Genomic DNA, 16,280 nt, shown 5'->3' on the forward strand with positions numbered 1-16,280 from the left:
CGAGCGAAACGGCGAGAGCGACGGCGTCTGTGGAGCCGCCGGCGGCTTCGCTCACGGATCGAACCGCCGCGTGGCGACTTTTTTCCCCTCTCGGTCGGTAGTGACGGGTATGCGTGACGAAGACGAAATCCGCGAGCAGTACGAGTTCCTCAAAGAACACCTCGAGAGCGACGAGATGCGCCACGACGGCGTCGAGGAGATGTTTACCTACTACAAGCGCGCGATCGGCTGGGTGCTCGAGGAAGAACACATCTAATCGCGCCCGTGCAACGGGACCCGACACGGCTCGTGGCTGATCTGTGTCGTTACATTTAAGTACACTCAGCGGAACCATCCACGTGACGCTTCGCTTGGAGGGCCGAAGCGTCAGCGGGGACCAATTCAGGGCGGCAAGCGATCGCGTGACATTTTTCCGTCACGCGATCTGCTTTCCTGTTTCGAACGCAAACAGCAGAGTGGCGACGCTTCCGGGTTCTATCGCTCGATCTCGACCCGTTGAATATCGTACTCGTTCAATATAATTGTACCGAAACGTAACTAGTGAACTGTAAACATGAACTGCACGTTATGTGTGGTTCGGCAGGGGATTCGTCACGGGTGTTATGGATCGTCGGCGCTGAAAACAAGACTCCTCACTGGTAATAGCCTTCTTTCGATCGTAACAACCCGATAGCCTTATTAAAATTCGACAGTAAGTGAGAGTGGTACTTTCCCAATGTACGACCTGACAGGATTCCAGCGTGACTTGCTCTACGTCATCGCTGGCGAGGACGAGCCCCACGGACTGGCGATCAAGGAGGAACTCGAGCAGTACTACGAGAAGGAGATCCACCACGGGCGGCTCTATCCCAACCTCGACACCCTCGTCGACAAGGGACTCGTCGAAAAGGGCCGGCGCGACCGGCGGACGAACTTCTATACGCTCACCCGCCGCGGCCGTCGCGAACTCGAGGCCCGGCGCGAGTGGGAGACCCAGTACGTCGATCTGTAGTCCGACTCGTCGGCACCGCTCGATTCCGTCACAGTCACCGCCTACCTGCGGGGATCGCTATCGCTCGATGCCTCCCGGCACGTCGTTTATATGCGATCACGGCAAATGATCTGCAGTGAACGAGGTCGCGCTGCAACTCGCCGATCCGCCGCTCGAGGAGACGGTCGTCCGGCTCGCCCTCGCGAGCGCGCTGGGGATGTTCCTCGGGCTCGAGCGCGAGTGGTCCCAGAAGTCCGCCGGGATTCGGACGTTCTCGCTGATCAGCCTGCTTGGCGCGGTCTTTACGGTCCTCGTCAACGAGGCCGGCGTCGGCGAGAGCCTCCTCTTACTGGGCGGACTGCTCGTCATCGTTCAGGGGGTCCTGCTGGCCGTCCAGGGGCTCATGGAAGACGATCCGGCGGAAACCGGTCTCTCGCTAACGACTTCCGTGTCGATGCTCGTCGCCTACGGCGTCGGCTCGCTGGTCGCCGTCGGATTCATCATCGAGGGAGTCACCGTCGCCGTCCTCTCCTCGCTCCTGTTGATCTTGAAGCGGGAACTCCACGAGTTCGCGTGGGGGCTCTCCCGTGAGGAGATGCGCTCGACCACGGAGTTCGCCATCCTCGCCTTCGTCATCTACCCGATCCTCCCCGCGACCTACGAGCCTGACGTCGCGGGCGTGACCATCCCGCTCGAGCCCCAAGTCATCTGGCTGATGGTCGTCGCGGTGGCGGGGATCGGCATCGCGAACTACGCCATCGTCTCGACCTACGGCGGCCGGGGCATCGCGATCACCGGCTTCTTCGGCGGACTGGCCTCCTCGACGGCCGTCGTCGGGACGATGCTCGATCACGTCAACCAGCGGCCGGAAGCATCTTCGTACGCCGTCGCCGCGATCTTGCTCGCAAACGCCGCCATGGCCGCCCGCAACCTCGCGATCGCCGTCGGCTTTACGGCCGGTAGCGGGAGCGACATCCTGATCGAGGCCGTCGTCCCGCTCGGTGCCGTCATCCTGCTCGCGTTCGCCGTCGCCGCGCTCACCGCCGATTGGAGCGAGTCCGGCCCGATGGAACTCGAGAGCCCCTTCTCGCTGAAGAACGCCCTCGCGTTCGGGGCCGTCTTCCTCGTCGTCCTCGTCTTCGGGTCGCTGGCCGAGACGTGGTTCGGGACCCTCGGCTTCTACGCGACGGCCGTCGCCAGCGGCTTCGTCTCGAGTGCCGGCGCGACGACCTCGGCGGTCGTCCTCTACCGTGGCGGCCAGTTGAGCCCGGCCGAGGCAACGATCGCCATCCTGCTCGCGACGGTCTCGAGCATCGTGGTCAAGGCGCTGCTGGCGGCGACCTCGACGAACGACGGCTTTCGGAACCGGGTCGCGGCCTACAGCACGATTCTGCTGTTGGGCGGGGCCATCGCGTCGATTCTCATCGTCATCTAGGCCGTCGAGTAGTTTTAGCCGGCGGCGACCGAAGGTATCGTATGGACCGAGCAACGGTCGAACCGCAGGTAGACGCGATGCCCGGCGAGCGGGCGAGCGAGTGGGTCGACTACCACCACCGGTTCGCCGCCCCGAGCACATACGTCTACGAGTTCGTCTGGGACGCGAGCCGCGAAGCTGTCGGCCCGTTCTGTACCGACGTCGACGGCAACGTCTTGCTGGATTTCACGAGCCACGTCGCGGCCGCGCCGCTCGGTTACAACAATCCGACGATCCGCGAGAAGTTCCGGGAGTTCGACCTCGTCGACCCGCTGAAGATCGCCGGCCAGGACTTCTACGTCAGCGGTGGCGGGCCTCCGGAGGATCCCGATTTCCCCGGGCCGACCCAGCTGATGGACCGGCTGGTCGCGATGACGGACCACTACGACATGGACCGGGTCTTCCTCTCGAACTCCGGCGCGGAGGCCGTCGAGAACGCCATCAAGATCTGCTACGCCGCGGGCGGCCACCGCGGCTTTACCTTCGACGGTGCCTTCCACGGCCGGACGTTGGGCGCGCTCTCGCTCAACCGCTCGAAGGCGGTCCACCGAAGCGGCTACCCGGAGATTCCCGGCGTCGTCAGCGTCCCCTATCCCGCGACCGACGAGGCCTACGAAACCCGCTGGCGAACCGACGGCCCCGGCAGCAACGTCGTCGCCGACGCGCTCCACCCCGAACGCGGCGTCGTCGACCCCGACGAGGTCGCCTACCTCATCATCGAGCCGATTCAAGGCGAGGGCGGCTACCGGGTCGCCCACCCCGACTTCGCGCGCGACCTCGAGGAGCTCCGTGACCGGTACGGCCTCCGGATCATCGCCGACGAGATCCAGTCGGGAGTCGGACGGACGGGCGAGCTGTGGGCCGTCGACCATCTCGATCTCACGCCCGATGTCATCACGAGCGGGAAGGGGCTGCGCGTGGGCGCGACGATTTCGCGCTCTGATGTCTTCCCCACCGAAAAAAGTCGCCTCTCCTCGACGTGGGGCGCGGGCGATCTCATCGCGGCCATGCAGGGCGTGCTCACCATCGATACCATCCACGAGGACGACCTGCTGGCGAACGTCCGCGAACGCGGCGAGCAGTTCCGCACACGACTCACAGACGCCATGGCGGACGGCGACGCGCCCGGCATGATCGACGTTCGCGGTCGCGGGCTCATGCTCGCCGTCGAGTTCGATACCAAAGAGCGTCGCGACGCAGTCCTCGAGGCGGCGTTCCGGCGCGGCCTGTTGACCCTCGGCTGTGGCTACAAGACGCTGCGATTGCTGCCGCCGCTCGACGTCACTGAGCGCGAAATCGATCTCGGGTCGCGACTGTTGCTCGAGACGATCGCGGCTGTCGCGGCAGAAGGGTCAGCGTAGAAGTCGAACGCGTCGATCGCGGTCTCGAGCGCGGACCTACCGGCGCGGCTCGGTCGATCGGGCCGTTACTCGCCGCGGAGGTCCGCCATGTGGTCGATCCGGCGCTGGATGAGGTCGGCTTTGCCGATGTCGTGACGTACGCGCAGTCCCTCCTCGCCGGCGACCGCGAGCGCGTCCTCGGAGATCTCCTCGGCCTCGTCGATCGAGTCGGCGACGCCGACCAGCGCGAACGACCGCGAGGTGGTCGTGTAGATCCCGTCGTCGCGTTCGTCGACGCTGGCGTAGTAGAGCAACGCGTCGCCCGCGCTTTCCTCATCGACCTGTACCTTCGCACCCGACTCCGGCTCGGTCGGATAGCCGTCCGGCACGGCGTACTTACAGACCGTCGCCTGCTCGGCGAACTCGAGTGCCGGCGGCGCGTTACCGTTCCGGGCCGCCGTGAGAACCTCGAGGAAGTCCGTTTCGAGAACGGGCAGCGTGTTCATCGCCTCGGGGTCGCCGAAACGGGCGTTGAACTCGACGACGCGGGGGCCGGTCTCGGTCAGCATGAACTGGCCGTAGAGGATGCCGCGGTAGTCCTCGAGAGCGTCGACGGTCGCCTCGATGATCTCGACGGCCTCGTCGTACTCCGCTTCGGTCATGAACGGCAGTTCGTTCGTCGCGTCGGAGTAACTGCCCATGCCGCCCGTGTTCGGTCCCTCGTCGCCCTCGTAGGCGCGCTTGTGGTCTTGGACCGCCGGCGCGGTCTCGAACGCGCCGTTGGCGACGAACGCCTGGATCGTGAACTCCTCGCCGATCAGCCGCTCCTCGAGGACGATCCGGTCGTAGTCGGACTCCCGGATGTACTCTTTGCCCTCCTCGGCGGTGACCTGATCGCCGATGACCTTGACGCCCTTGCCGCCGGTCAGGCCCGCGGGCTTGATCGCGAGGTCGCCGTCGTACTCGTCGATGAAGTCACAGGCGGCCTCCATGTCGTCGAAGGTCTCGAAGTCGGGACAGCCCGGGATGTCGTTCTCCGCCATGAACCGCCGCTGGAAGGCCTTGTCCGTCTCGATTCGGGCGTCGGCCTCCTTCGGGCCGAACGGGTAGACCCCCGCGGCCTCGAGTTCGTCCGCGACGCCGGCCTCCAGCGGTGCCTCCGGGCCGATGACGGCGATCGTCGCGTCGATCTCCTCGGCGTAGTCGGCGACCGCTTTCGGATCGGTCGTCTCGAGCGTCTCGAACCCGGACGCGATGCGGGCGATGCCGGGGTTCTTGTTGCCGGCACAGGCGTAGAGGTCTGCCTCGCTGTCCGCGAGCGCGCGGGCGATGGCGTGCTCGCGGCCGCCACCCCCGATCAATAGGACGTTCTCTCGCATGGTCGATAGCGGAACGCACGAACCTGTAAGCGTTGCTCTTTCCTCGAGCGGAAATATGCACGATCGTGGTATCTGGCGTGGAAAGGGCCCGGATAAATAGATAGAAATTATATATGTATTGAGAGAAATTAGACGCGTATGAATCGTCGCCCGTTCCTTCAGACCCTCGCGACTGGCGGGACCCTCCTCTCGGCCGGCTGCACGGACTCACTCCCGTTCACGACGACACGGCTGGATTCGAACGACGTGTTCGAAGGATATCGGTTCGACGAGACGGACCTCGTCGTCGAGTTTCGCGACGGTGTCGATATTCAGCGGGCTACCCTCTACGAGTCTGGCGGCGGCGAGTACGAAACGATCGAGCGGCCCGGCACACCCGTCCGTTTTCCGGTCGTCTTCCCGGAGCGCCTCGAGACGCGTCTCTCGCTGTCGCTTCGCATCGAAGTCGAGACATCTGCTGGCGTCGCCACCATGCGCGTCGGCGCTCTGGTTCACGCGTACGTGACCGGGGTCGAGCCCCTTCCGGACGGCCGCGCGCGACTCGAGATCGAGAACCAGGCCGACGGTCCGCTACTCGTTCGGTTCGTGGGAATTTACGGCGACGTTCCGAATCCGACGATCGATCCCCTGCGTGATTCGTTCGACCGCTCGTCGTTCGACCGCGGTCCAGGCGTCGTCGGCGTCGCGGCAAATCAGCGACTGTCGCCCTCGAGAACGGATCTCGTCGTTCCATCGAACACGTCGAAATCGTTCGAGACGACGTATACGCCGTTCGCGTTCCCCGAAGGAACGAACGCAACCAACTGTGACGGGACCGAGCGGACCGGCAGAGTCGCTGTCGTTCACGGCTCCGGTGGCAGCGCGGCCTACGACTTCCGGTACCGTCTCGAGGGCGAAGCGAGTGATCTTGGGGACGACGGTCTCGAGGCCGGAGTCTGTACCGATTCGATGTCGGGATCGGAATAGAGCGGCGGTTCGCGGAGAGACACGTGAACGCACGTCTCCGACGGGGATTTTGCTCTCTTTCGACGAGAAGTCAAGTCTTTAGTTGGGGACTTCGAATGGCGCGGTAATGCAACAGTACCTCGAGCTCGTCGACACGGTTCTCTCAGAGGGGACCCACAAGCCCAATCGGACTGGCGTCGACACGATTTCGTCGTTCAGCGAACACTACGAGGTCGACCTCCAGGAGGGGTATCCGCTGCTCACCACCAAGGAGATGGACGGCTACCGCTGGAACTCGATGCTCCACGAGGTCTGCTGGTATCTCTCCGGCGAGGAACATATCCGAAACCTCCGCGAGGAGACCAAGATCTGGGACGCGTGGGCCGACGAGGACGGACTTCTCGACACCGCGTACGGCCGCTTCTGGCGTCGGTTCCCAGTCCCGGAGGGAGACGACCGACTCGAGGGCGAGTCCTGGCCGGACGAGATCCAACAGTGGGTCACCGAGGAGGAAGACGGCCGGACGACCTTCGACCAATTACAGTACGTCATCGACACACTTTCCGATTCACCGAACTCGCGACGGCTCGTGGTCAACGCGTGGCACCCCGCCAACGCCGCCGTCTCGACGCTGCCGCCATGTCACTATTCGTTCGTCTTCAACGTCCAGGGCGACCGGCTGAACTGCCATCTGACACAGCGCTCGGGGGATACTGCACTCGGCATTCCGTTCAACATCGCGGCCTACGCGCTGCTGACCAAAGTGATCGCTCAGCAGACCGGCTTCGAACCGGGCACCTTCGCCCACACCGTCGTCGACACGCACGTCTACTGCGGCCGCGGCGACCGCGGCGACTGGTATGCCGACAATCTCGAGGCGCTCCAGTCCAAGCTCGCCGACGTGGACGACCGCGAGGAGTATCTGGAGGTTCGCGAGTGGCTCGAGTCCGAAGCGCCCGATGAAGCCGAGGGCGACGAACGCCTCGATCACGTCCCCGGGTTGCTCGAACAGCTCTCCCGGGAGCCCCTCGAGCGCCCGACCCTCGAGGTCGCGGACGTCTCGATCGACGACCTGTCCTACGAGGACGTCGAGCTTCGTGACTACGAGTCACACGACGGCCTCGAGTTTTCGGTGGCCGAATGAGCGAGGCTCGAGACGCGCTGTCGGCGACCGACCGCGACCTCGTCGCCATCGCAGCCGTCGCCGACAACGGCGTCATCGGGGCCGACGGCGACATGCCGTGGCACGTCCCCGCCGATCTGCAGCACTTCAAAGAGACGACGACGGATCACCCCGTCATCATGGGCCGGGTGACTTACGAGGGCATCCTCGAGACGCTGGGCGAACCGCTGCCCGGCCGGACGACAGTCGTCCTGACGAATCAGGACCTCGAGACGCCTGAAGGAGCCGTGGTGGCACACGATCTCGAGGATGCCGTCGACGCGGCCGAGACGGCCGCTCGAGAGCGCCACGAGGATGCCGACCGAATCTTCGTCGCCGGTGGCGCGACCGTCTACGAGCAGTTCCTCCCCGCGGTCGATCGGCTGGTCCTGACAGAGATTCACGACGCGCACGAGGGCGATACCTACTTCCCCGACTGGGATCGGGACGCGTTCGACGAGGCGTCTCGAGACGAGCGTGACGGGTTCGCGTTCGTCGAGTACGTCCGCGAGCGGTAACCGACCGATCCGTGCCGACAACTGCAGTCACTGATTCGGGAACGGGGACGGTGACCGCTCGAGTTCGGATCACCTGTGTCTTTTAGCCGCGCCGGCCGTAGGACCGGCCATGACCGACCCGACCCGGCGCAACCGGCTCGACGAGGAGGAGAGCCCGTATCTGCGCCAGCACGCGGACAACCCCGTTAACTGGCAGCCGTGGGACGAGGCGGCCTTGGCGGCCGCCAAGGAACGCAACGTCCCCATCTTCCTCTCGATCGGCTACTCGGCGTGTCACTGGTGTCACGTCATGGAGGACGAGAGCTTCGAGGACGAGGCGGTCGCCGAGGTGCTCAACGAGAACTTCGTCCCGATCAAGGTCGACCGCGAGGAGCGCCCGGACGTCGACAGCATCTACATGACCGTCTGCCAGCTCGTGACCGGCCGGGGCGGCTGGCCGCTCTCGGCGTGGCTCACCCCCGAGGGGAAGCCGTTTTTCGTCGGGACCTACTTCCCGCGGGAGGGCAAGCAGGGCCAGCCCGGATTCCTCGATCTCTGTGAGCGGATCAGCGACTCGTGGGAGAGCGAAGAGGACCGCGCGGAGATGGAAAACCGCGCCGAGCAGTGGACCGACGCCGCGAAAGACCAACTCGAGGAGACCCCGGACGCCGCGGGGGCGGGAACCGGAGCAGCGCCGCCCTCGAGCGACGTGCTCGAGACGGCCGCGGACATGGTGCTCCGCAGCGCCGACCGTCAACACGGTGGGTTCGGCTCCGGCCAGAAGTTCCCCCAGCCGTCGCGACTGCGCGTCCTCGCACGGGCCTACGACCGCACCGGTCGCGAGGAGTATCTCGAGGTCTTCGAGGAGACACTGGACGCGATGGCCGCGGGCGGGCTCTACGACCACGTCGGCGGCGGGTTCCACCGGTACTGCGTCGATCGGGACTGGACGGTCCCTCACTTCGAGAAGATGCTATACGACAACGCCGAGATCCCACGGGCGTTCCTCTCGGGCTACCAGTTGACGGGCGAAGACCGCTATGCCACCGTCGTCTCGGAAACGCTCGAGTTCGTCGATCGGGAACTGACCCACGACGAGGGCGGCTTCTTCAGCACGCTCGACGCCCAGAGCGAGTCGCCCGAGACCGGCGAGCACGAAGAGGGCGCGTTCTACGTCTGGACGCCCGAGGACGTACACGAGGCACTCGAGAGCGAGACCGACGCCGCGCTCTTCTGTGCCCGATTCGATATTTCGGAGTCGGGCAACTTCGAGGGACGGAACCAGCCGAACCGCGTGGCGACCGTGTCGGAACTCGCCGACCAGTTCGATCTCGAGGAAAGCGAGATCCTGAAGCGCCTCGATTCGGCCCGCCAGACGCTGTTCGAGGCTCGCGAGGAGCGACCGCGGCCCGCCCGTGACGAGAAGGTCCTCGCCGGCTGGAACGGACTGCTGATTTCGACCTACGCCGAGGCGGCGCTCGTACTGGGCGCGGACGACTACGCCGCGACCGCCGTCGACGCCCTCGAGTTCGTCCGCGATCGCCTCTGGAACGAGGCCGACCAGCGGCTTTCGCGACGCTACAAAGACGGGGATGTCAAGGTCGACGGCTATCTCGAGGACTACGCCTTCCTCGCGCGGGGCGCACTGGACTGCTATCAGGCGACCGGCGAGGTCGCCCACCTCGCGTTCGCGCTCGAGTTGGCCCGCGTCATCGAGGCCGAGTTCTGGGACGAAGACCGCGGCACGCTCTACTTCACGCCCGAGAGCGGCGAGTCGCTGGTCACCCGGCCCCAAGAACTCGGCGACCAGTCGACGCCGTCCGCGACCGGCGTGGCGGTCGAAGTCCTGCTCGCTCTCGACGAGTTCGCAGACGAGGACTTCGAGGACATCGCGGCGACCGTCCTCGAGACCCACGCGAACAAACTCGAGTCGAGCGCGCTCGAGCACGCGACGCTCTGTCTCGCCGCCGACCGGCTCGCGGCCGGCGCGCTTGAGGTGACGGTCGCGGCGGACGAGTTGCCGACCGAGTGGCGCGAAGGGTTCGCGTCGCGGTACTTGCCCGACCGGCTGTTCGCGCGACGGCCGCCGACCGAGGCGGGGCTCGACGACTGGCTCGAGACGCTGGGGCTCGACGACGCCCCGCCGATCTGGGCCGGCCGCGAGGCCCGCGACGGCGAGCCGACGCTGTACGTCTGTCGCGATCGGACGTGTTCGCCGCCGACTCACGAGGTGACCGAGGCGCTCGAGTGGCTGGGCGAGAACGCGGCAGTCGAGGGCTCGAGCGCGTCGTCAGTCGAGGAGTCGGGGAGTCCGTTCTAAGCCGTCGCTGAATCGATCCGCTTCACGGCGGAACAGTCCTGATTTGGAAACGATAGATACCGCGACTCGAGCCCGAAACGGAGTTTACGCCAGTTCGGCCTCGAGTTGGTCGGCGAGCCAGACCGCCGGCGGCACGTCCTCCTCCTCGACGAAGCGGACGATCTCCTCGCCCGCGTCGTTCTCGACCACGATCGTCGGGATGTACTCGATGTCGTACTCCTCGACGCCCGGCCCCTGCTTGTCCTGATCGACGTTGACTTCCTCGATGCGATCGTCGGGCACCTCGGCGGCCTCGAGCGCCGCGCCGAAATCGGGGAGCAGGGCGCGACAGTCCTTACACCAGTCGCCGCCCCAGACCTTGTACACCAGTTCGTCGTTGTGCGCTGCGAGCGTGTCGACTGCGTCCTCGTAGGACGCCGCGTCCCACGTGGGGTTCGGCCGCATGGTCTCGAGACTCATACGCACGGGTTACGTCTCGGCGGGCTTAACCGCGGTGTTTCCGACGGCCGCTTTCGCTCGAGTGGCTACCCAATTGCTCGTAGCTGGTCGACCATCCACTGCCGGGTGGGACTGAAAGGGGCTGCCGCGCTCGGGGACGGACGGCGACGCAAGGACCGCAGGGAGCGAGGGACGAGCGACCGAGGACCACAGCGAGCCGCCCGACTCGAGCGTGGCAGGGGCTTTCGAGGTGGTTGCGGCCCTCGACATCGCGTTTCGAACACGAAACGAAATAGTCGGCAGTCCTGCCGAGGTCCGGTACGGGCGAGACTGTTGCCTGTAAGTCAGTAACCGAAGTCGCCGACACTGGCGACTTCGTGTAACTCGCTACAGCAAACAGTATACGTCTCGACTTCCAATGGCTGGCCAATGAAAGGGAGCATCCTGGACACCATCGGGTCGCCGCTCGTCCAGGTCGACTCGCCGGAGGGTGCAACGATCGCTGCCAAGATCGAATCGTTCAACCCCGGCGGCTCGGCCAAGGACCGGCCGGCCCGCGAGATGGTTCGGGCCGCCGAACGCGACGGCCTGATCGAACCCGGCGACTGGCTCGTCGAACCCACGAGCGGGAACACCGGCATCGGCCTCGCGCTCGTCGCGGCCGCCCGCGGCTACGACCTGACGATCGTCATGCCCTCGGACAAATCGAAGGAGCGCCGACAGGTCATGGCCGCCTACGGCGCTGACCTCGAGTTAGTCGACGGCGACATGGAAGACGCCCGCGCTCGGGCCGAAGCACTCGAGGCCGAAGGCGCGGTCCAACTCGGCCAGTTCGAAAACCCCGCGAACCCCGAGGCCCACTACAAGACGACCGGGCCGGAGATCCTCGAGCAGGTCGGCGACCGGGAGATCGACGCCTTCGTCGCCGGCGTCGGCACCGGGGGAACGATTTCGGGCATCGGACGCCGGCTCCGCGAGGAGTTCCCCGAGATGGAGATCATCGCGGTCGAACCCGCGCGAAACGCCGTTCTCTCGACCGGCGAGTCCGGGCACGATAACTTCCAGGGGATGGGCCCCGGCTTCGTCAGCGACAACCTCGATCTCGATCTTATCGACCGCGTCGAGACCGTGAAACTCGAGGACGCCGAAGAAGAGTGCCGTCGGCTCGCCCGCGACGAGGGCGTCCTCGTGGGCCAGTCGAGCGGCGCGACGAGTCTCGTCTCCCAGCGCATCGCTCGGGAGATAGCCGAACCGGACCTCGAGTGTCCGGAGGTCCCGACCGCGTTCGACGAGGGGACGGAGCCGGCCTCCCCCGAAACGGACGGCGGCCGGGCGGCCGACGACTGCCCGCTGGTCGTCACCGTCTTCTGGGACAGCGGCGAGCGCTACCTCTCGACCGGCCTCTTCGACTGAGCCGCGACGAAAAGCGCTCTTTTACCTACCCGAACCCCTTTTACGTACTGCCCCGTACACTCAGATCCGATGACATGCCCCTCCAGACGAGCGGTATTGGGCGGTACGGCGTCGCTGATCGCGCTGTCGGCCGGCTGTCTCAGCGGCGATGAGGACGAAGGGTCGCCCAGCGACGACGGAACCAGCGATCCCGAGGATACCGAAAACGACGACCTCCCCGACGCGCTGGCCGGCTACGAAACCCACGCCTTCCAGTCCCCGGACCGAACGACATCGCCGAGTGCCGAGTTGCTCCAAGACCGGAGTGCAGCCGACGACTGGCTTTCCCTGCGCGAGTCCCCGCCCGAGTCGCTGACCGGCTTCGTCGAGGACACCGACTTCGAGACATCGGTGCTGGTCAAACTCGAGGCCGGCGCGCCCGACCCGTGTCACGAGATGCATCTCGAGTCGATCGGGATCGACGAGAGCGAGGAAAACGACGATTCCCTCGCGCTCAGGGCGGCGGTAGAGGAGACGGCCGACGAGAAGGAGGCCTGTGCCACCCAGGAGACGACCGTCGGCCGACTCGTTCGGGCGACCTTCGAGTCCGAGCCGCTGTCGAAGCTCTCGGTTAGTATCAGGGACCGACACGGACAATCCCACGGGATCGCGACGGCCAGCCAGAGCGTCTCCGAAAGCACGAGCGGGAACGACGGCGGAACCGACAACGCCACCGATAGCGACTCGGACAGCGAGTAACGCGGCGGCTCGAGCGGCGAGTTACGGCGCGTATTCCGCCTCGGTCAGCCGGACGACGAGTGTGTCCTCGACGTCCCGGAGATCGTATTCGGGGATCTCGCCGTCGGTCCGGCGGACGTACAGCGGCTCGACGAGCCGATACGTCGGTGCTGTGACGTCCGTCCGGTCGGGCTCCTTGGAGCCGTCACTGGCTGCGGTCGTCCCACCGTCGACCCCGCTCACGGAGTCGGCAGCCGCGTTCGGGCTGGATTCAGTAGCCGGACGCGAGTCGGCGGCCCCGTCCCCGGCGTCGTCGGCTGACTCGGATTCCGGCGCGACTCGCTCGAGGCCGTATATTTTGCAGAATTCGGCCGTCGCCGCGGGTTCGATATCGCCGTTGCGGAGCGCTTCGGCCAGCGGCCGCGAGAGCCACTCGCCGTCGCTGATGCTCGGTTCTTGGACGAGAACCTCGTCGACGAATCGAGTCAGATACCAGTTGAGATCGTTCAGCAGCGAGACGGCAGCGCCGACGCTGACCGTGCGGACGGCGATCGAGTTCTCGAACGGCCGCGCCAAGTCGTACGTCGCCAGCGCTTCGCGAGCCGTCTCGCGGGAGAGCAGTTCGTACTGGAGGTTGGTCCCGGCCTCGCCGATGAGACAGACGCGGGTCACTATATTGTGGTGGGAGCGACGGTGTAATGTCGGTTTCGGCTTCTAGATGGGATTCTCGAGAGATCGAACGCGACCCACAATGCGGCTCTCTCCGGAACCGCGACCGCATTGAAAGCCCTTGTCTCTCTCGAGTCGAGGGGCTCGCTGCGCGCTGTCCTCACTGCGTTCGGACAGTGCTTACGTCGCCCGTCTTCCTCGAGAGAGCCAGCCTCTTTCAGTCCCACCCGGCGGTGGCTAGCTGAGTCAGCGACGAGCAGAGAGAGACCGTCCGAGTTTATGGTTCGACGAGTTCCGCCTGTGTTGCCGCTTCTTCGGCCCGCTCGAGCAGGTCGTCCGGCTCGGCCTCGAGCAGCGGTTTCAGCCGGGCGTTGGTTTCGACCTGATCGGGGGTCACGCGGTTACAGCCGGCGTTCATCGTCGAGTCGGTGTAGGTACCGATCTCGCGGGCTTGTGCGACGATGTACTGTTTGTCTCGAGACAACAGCGGGCGGTGGATCGGGAGTCGGGTCGCGCGGCTGGTGACGCCGAGGTTCCGAATCGTCTGGCTCGACTTCTGCCCGGCGGCCTCGCCGGTGACGATGCCGTTGGCGTCGACGCGTTCGGCAAGCGATTCGGCGGCGCGGTAGAAGAATCGCCGGAGCGAGAGCATGCGGCCCTGTTCCATCTCGTCGACCAGCAGGTCGACGGTCTCGCCGCCCGGAATCCGGTAGACCTGCATATCGAATGTCGGCGCGTATTCCGAGAGGAGTCGGACCGTTTCCATGGCGCGAGCTTCGTGGTCGATCCCGCCGTAGTCGCCGAGGTCGACGTAGGCCGGGACGACCGGACTACCGCGTTTCATCATCTCGTAGGCCGCGACCGGCGAGTCGATGCCGCCGCTGACCAGCGCGACGACCGGCTCCTGCGAGCCGAGCGGCAGCCCGCCCGGGCCATCTACCTGCTCGAGGTAGACGAAGGCGATGTCCTCGCGGACTTCGACGCCGAAGGTCAGGTCTGGATCGTCGAGATCGACTTCGGGCTCGAACTCGTCTTCGACGGTCTCCCAGATCGCGGTCCCGGCCTCGCGGGCCAGGTCCTCGCTATCGTAGGGCAGACTCTTGTCCGAGCGGCGGGCGTCGACCGCGAACGTCCCGCCATCGTAGTGCTCGCGGGCGGTCTCCTCGAGCGCCTCGAGGATCCGCGCCTTTTCCGTGCTGACGGTCAGGGCGGGGCTGGCGGAGACGACGCCGAAGGTGTCCGCTGCGGCCGCGGTCGCGGCCTCGACGGCCTCCGGGTCCGTGTGGACCAGCGGTCGGTTCCACCGGCGCTCGACCTCGCCGGGGATCGACCGCTCGGCGAGGAGGGCTTCGAGGTTCTCGACGAGGAGCCCCTCCATGTACCGCTTGACGGTGTTGCTCTTGGTGTTGAGGTCCCCGTGGCGGATGAGGACCGTATCGGCTCCCGGCGGATGCATGGACTGTGATAGACGGCCGCGACTATAAGGGGGTTACGAGGACGGTATCGGGCTCGAGTCACGACGGAGCGGGGCTCAGACGACGGATTCCTCGACCGTCGGACTCAGACGGGCCGTGTAGCTGTAGATGCCGGCGACGAGAACGACGCCGGCCACCAGCGGGACGACCGCGCTGAGAGCGTACAGCACGTCGAACCCGACCGTGTTAGCGAACGGCAAGGAGATCAGCGGTCCCAGACCGCCGCCCACGTCGCCGAAGATGTTGTTAGTCCCCATCGCTCTGCCCATGCGATCCTCGGGCGTGAGGTCCGCGAGCAGGGCCGTCAACGGGCCGCCGACGCCGCCCTGCCCCGCGCCGATCAGCCCACAGGCGAGGACGACGGCACCGAAGGAGGGCGCGACCGTGAGGACGACGAACCCGGCACAGCTAGTCGCGAGGAAGGCGAGGAGCACGGGCATGCGCGCGCCGACGGCGTCGCTGATCTTTCCCCCGGAGACGGTAAAGACCGCACCGGAGAGGGCCGACACCGCCATCAACAGTCCGGACGTTCCCTGTTCGCCGTAGTCGATGCCGTAGCCCGCGAACTCGAGCGAGAGGGTGAGCGTTTTGACCTCGAGGTACAGGACGAGCGTCGAGAAGAGCACGCCGATGTAGGCGAAGTAGAGCCCGAAGTTGACCAGTCCGACGGTGAGCGCGGGGAGCGTGGTCTCGAGGTCCCACGGTTTGATCGACGAGTCCGCGGATTCGACGTGGGTCTCGGGGACGATGAAGAAGGCGATGACGCTCGCGAGGGCAGCAAAGGAGGCCGCGAGGACGAACGCGGTCACGTTCCCACGGAGTTCGCTGACGATCCCGCCGAGCACCATGCCGGCGGGGAAGCCGAAGGTGATCCCGGCCCGGACGATGCCCATGCTCGTTCCCCGCGTGGTGGCCTCGCTGACGTCGGCGGTGATCGTATAGGCCGTCGCGAACACGAGCGAACTCCCGATCCCCCACATGATCCGCGCGAGGATGAACCAGACCTCCGGCATCGCGGACTCGATCGCGACGACGTAGCCGAACGTGGCGAGTCCCTCGATCGCCAACCCGACGACGAACGGCTTTCGGGTGCCGATCCGGTCGACCAACACGCCGGCCGGCCCGTTCGCCACCAGCCGCGTCCACCGGTTCGCAGAGAGGATAACGCCGACCAGAAAGGCCGAGATTCCCAACACTTCGCCGAGGTTCGGCAGGATCGGAAAGACGACGCCGCCGCCGAAGCCGACGAAGAAGGTGCTCGCGACGACGGCGTAGACGACGGGACGGGCGGTCGATTCGGAACTCGAGTCTGCCATTCGCGGTCTCCTGTTTCGATTCGGAACCCGGTACACCGGGCCCGTTCTTGAGTATTCGGGCAGCACACTCGCCGTGCCGGTTTCGGGTACTGACTCGCGGTAACGGATCTAGACCGGTACCGAAGCCGGACCGGTCTCGAGGAAACGACGTGTGCGTAGAAAAAC

The 16,280-nt window shown here is 65.8% G+C and carries 15 protein-coding genes; 10 read left to right on the plus strand and 5 right to left on the minus strand.

Annotated features, from left to right (window positions below):
• The first annotated feature begins 109 nt into the window (after nucleotides 1–109).
• The 4 genes from C489_RS22090 to C489_RS04400 all read left to right on the plus strand — a co-directional run bounded on the left by C489_RS22090 (nucleotide 110) and on the right by C489_RS04400 (nucleotide 3,805).
• A complete protein-coding gene (locus C489_RS22090) occupies nucleotides 110–256 on the plus strand; it encodes a hypothetical protein (protein ID WP_006429946.1) in 147 nt (48 codons plus the stop codon).
• 459 nt (nucleotides 257–715) lie between these two features.
• Nucleotides 716–991 carry a PadR family transcriptional regulator gene (locus tag C489_RS04390; RefSeq protein ID WP_006429947.1) on the plus strand — a complete coding sequence of 92 codons (276 nt, stop codon included), beginning with the start codon at nucleotides 716–718 and terminating at the stop codon, nucleotides 989–991.
• 115 nt (nucleotides 992–1,106) lie between these two features.
• The gene (locus tag C489_RS04395) at nucleotides 1,107–2,405 is read left to right on the plus strand and encodes an MgtC/SapB family protein (RefSeq protein ID WP_006429948.1); all 1,299 of its coding nucleotides are present in this window, start codon (nucleotides 1,107–1,109) and stop codon (nucleotides 2,403–2,405) included.
• Between the two features lie 41 nt (nucleotides 2,406–2,446).
• Nucleotides 2,447–3,805, plus strand: a complete 1,359-nt coding sequence (locus tag C489_RS04400) for an aminotransferase class III-fold pyridoxal phosphate-dependent enzyme (protein WP_006429949.1) — start codon at nucleotides 2,447–2,449, stop codon at nucleotides 3,803–3,805.
• 65 nt (nucleotides 3,806–3,870) lie between these two features.
• On the opposite strand, the gene purD is transcribed toward C489_RS04400, so the two are convergent.
• Nucleotides 3,871–5,163 carry a phosphoribosylamine--glycine ligase gene (gene purD, locus C489_RS04405; protein ID WP_006429950.1) on the minus strand — a complete coding sequence of 431 codons (1,293 nt, stop codon included), beginning with the start codon at nucleotides 5,161–5,163 and terminating at the stop codon, nucleotides 3,871–3,873.
• 138 nt (nucleotides 5,164–5,301) lie between these two features.
• Here purD and C489_RS04410 point away from each other — a divergent pair, with 138 nt between their 5' ends.
• The 4 genes from C489_RS04410 (at nucleotide 5,302) to C489_RS04425 (ending at nucleotide 10,087) form a co-directional block, all read left to right on the plus strand.
• Nucleotides 5,302–6,129 (plus strand): hypothetical protein, encoded by an 828-nt coding sequence (locus C489_RS04410; RefSeq protein WP_006429951.1) that lies wholly within the window; start codon nucleotides 5,302–5,304, stop codon nucleotides 6,127–6,129.
• Nucleotides 6,130–6,235: 106 nt separating this feature from the next.
• A complete protein-coding gene (gene thyA / locus C489_RS04415; RefSeq protein WP_006429952.1) occupies nucleotides 6,236–7,252 on the plus strand; it encodes a thymidylate synthase in 1,017 nt (338 codons plus the stop codon).
• The gene (locus C489_RS04420; RefSeq protein WP_006429953.1) at nucleotides 7,249–7,788 is read left to right on the plus strand and encodes a dihydrofolate reductase; all 540 of its coding nucleotides are present in this window, start codon (nucleotides 7,249–7,251) and stop codon (nucleotides 7,786–7,788) included. The genes thyA and C489_RS04420 overlap by 4 nt, the downstream gene beginning before the upstream one ends.
• A 109-nt stretch (nucleotides 7,789–7,897) precedes the next feature.
• Nucleotides 7,898–10,087, plus strand: a complete 2,190-nt coding sequence (locus C489_RS04425) for a thioredoxin domain-containing protein (RefSeq protein WP_006429954.1) — start codon at nucleotides 7,898–7,900, stop codon at nucleotides 10,085–10,087.
• Nucleotides 10,088–10,171: 84 nt separating this feature from the next.
• Here the strand turns inward: C489_RS04425 and C489_RS04430 are convergent, their stop codons facing one another.
• A complete protein-coding gene (locus C489_RS04430; RefSeq protein WP_006429955.1) occupies nucleotides 10,172–10,546 on the minus strand; it encodes a TlpA family protein disulfide reductase in 375 nt (124 codons plus the stop codon).
• A 408-nt stretch (nucleotides 10,547–10,954) separates the two neighbouring features.
• Between C489_RS04430 and C489_RS04435 the strand changes: the two genes are divergently transcribed.
• Complete coding sequence (locus C489_RS04435) at nucleotides 10,955–11,938, plus strand: PLP-dependent cysteine synthase family protein (RefSeq protein WP_006429956.1); 984 nt, start codon at nucleotides 10,955–10,957, stop codon at nucleotides 11,936–11,938.
• A 69-nt stretch (nucleotides 11,939–12,007) separates the two neighbouring features.
• Nucleotides 12,008–12,676: a hypothetical protein gene (locus tag C489_RS04440; RefSeq protein ID WP_049890603.1), complete on the plus strand. Its 669-nt coding sequence runs from the start codon at nucleotides 12,008–12,010 to the stop codon at nucleotides 12,674–12,676.
• A 21-nt stretch (nucleotides 12,677–12,697) separates the two neighbouring features.
• Here C489_RS04440 and C489_RS04445 read toward each other — a convergent pair whose 3' ends face one another.
• The 3 genes from C489_RS04445 to C489_RS04455 form a co-directional block, all read right to left on the minus strand.
• Entirely contained in the window at nucleotides 12,698–13,327 is a 630-nt protein-coding gene (locus tag C489_RS04445) for a DUF5804 family protein (protein WP_006429958.1), read from the minus strand.
• Nucleotides 13,328–13,601: 274 nt separating this feature from the next.
• Complete coding sequence (locus tag C489_RS04450) at nucleotides 13,602–14,780, minus strand: tRNA sulfurtransferase (protein ID WP_006429959.1); 1,179 nt, start codon at nucleotides 14,778–14,780, stop codon at nucleotides 13,602–13,604.
• A 75-nt stretch (nucleotides 14,781–14,855) separates the two neighbouring features.
• Nucleotides 14,856–16,115, minus strand: a complete 1,260-nt coding sequence (locus C489_RS04455) for an MFS transporter (protein WP_006429960.1) — start codon at nucleotides 16,113–16,115, stop codon at nucleotides 14,856–14,858.
• Nucleotides 16,116–16,280 lie beyond the last annotated feature (165 nt).

It is taken from the genome of Natrinema versiforme JCM 10478, from assembly GCF_000337195.1.
In the GTDB taxonomy this organism is placed as follows: domain Archaea; phylum Halobacteriota; class Halobacteria; order Halobacteriales; family Natrialbaceae; genus Natrinema; species Natrinema versiforme.

What these genes read in the sequence shown, in the direction of transcription:
- C489_RS22090 (WP_006429946.1), top strand. Translation starts at nt 110, where the DNA reads ATGCGTGACGAAGACGAAATCCGCGAGCAGTACGAGTTCCTCAAAGAA.
- C489_RS04390 (WP_006429947.1), top strand. Translation starts at nt 716, where the DNA reads ATGTACGACCTGACAGGATTCCAGCGTGACTTGCTCTACGTCATCGCT.
- C489_RS04400 (WP_006429949.1), top strand. Translation starts at nt 2,447, where the DNA reads ATGGACCGAGCAACGGTCGAACCGCAGGTAGACGCGATGCCCGGCGAG.
- purD (WP_006429950.1), bottom strand. Translation starts at nt 5,163, where the DNA reads ATGCGAGAGAACGTCCTATTGATCGGGGGTGGCGGCCGCGAGCACGCC.
- C489_RS04410 (WP_006429951.1), top strand. Translation starts at nt 5,302, where the DNA reads ATGAATCGTCGCCCGTTCCTTCAGACCCTCGCGACTGGCGGGACCCTC.
- thyA (WP_006429952.1), top strand. Translation starts at nt 6,236, where the DNA reads ATGCAACAGTACCTCGAGCTCGTCGACACGGTTCTCTCAGAGGGGACC.
- C489_RS04420 (WP_006429953.1), top strand. Translation starts at nt 7,249, where the DNA reads ATGAGCGAGGCTCGAGACGCGCTGTCGGCGACCGACCGCGACCTCGTC.
- C489_RS04425 (WP_006429954.1), top strand. Translation starts at nt 7,898, where the DNA reads ATGACCGACCCGACCCGGCGCAACCGGCTCGACGAGGAGGAGAGCCCG.
- C489_RS04430 (WP_006429955.1), bottom strand. Translation starts at nt 10,546, where the DNA reads ATGAGTCTCGAGACCATGCGGCCGAACCCCACGTGGGACGCGGCGTCC.
- C489_RS04435 (WP_006429956.1), top strand. Translation starts at nt 10,955, where the DNA reads ATGAAAGGGAGCATCCTGGACACCATCGGGTCGCCGCTCGTCCAGGTC.
- C489_RS04440 (WP_049890603.1), top strand. Translation starts at nt 12,008, where the DNA reads ATGACATGCCCCTCCAGACGAGCGGTATTGGGCGGTACGGCGTCGCTG.
- C489_RS04450 (WP_006429959.1), bottom strand. Translation starts at nt 14,780, where the DNA reads ATGCATCCGCCGGGAGCCGATACGGTCCTCATCCGCCACGGGGACCTC.
- C489_RS04455 (WP_006429960.1), bottom strand. Translation starts at nt 16,115, where the DNA reads ATGGCAGACTCGAGTTCCGAATCGACCGCCCGTCCCGTCGTCTACGCC.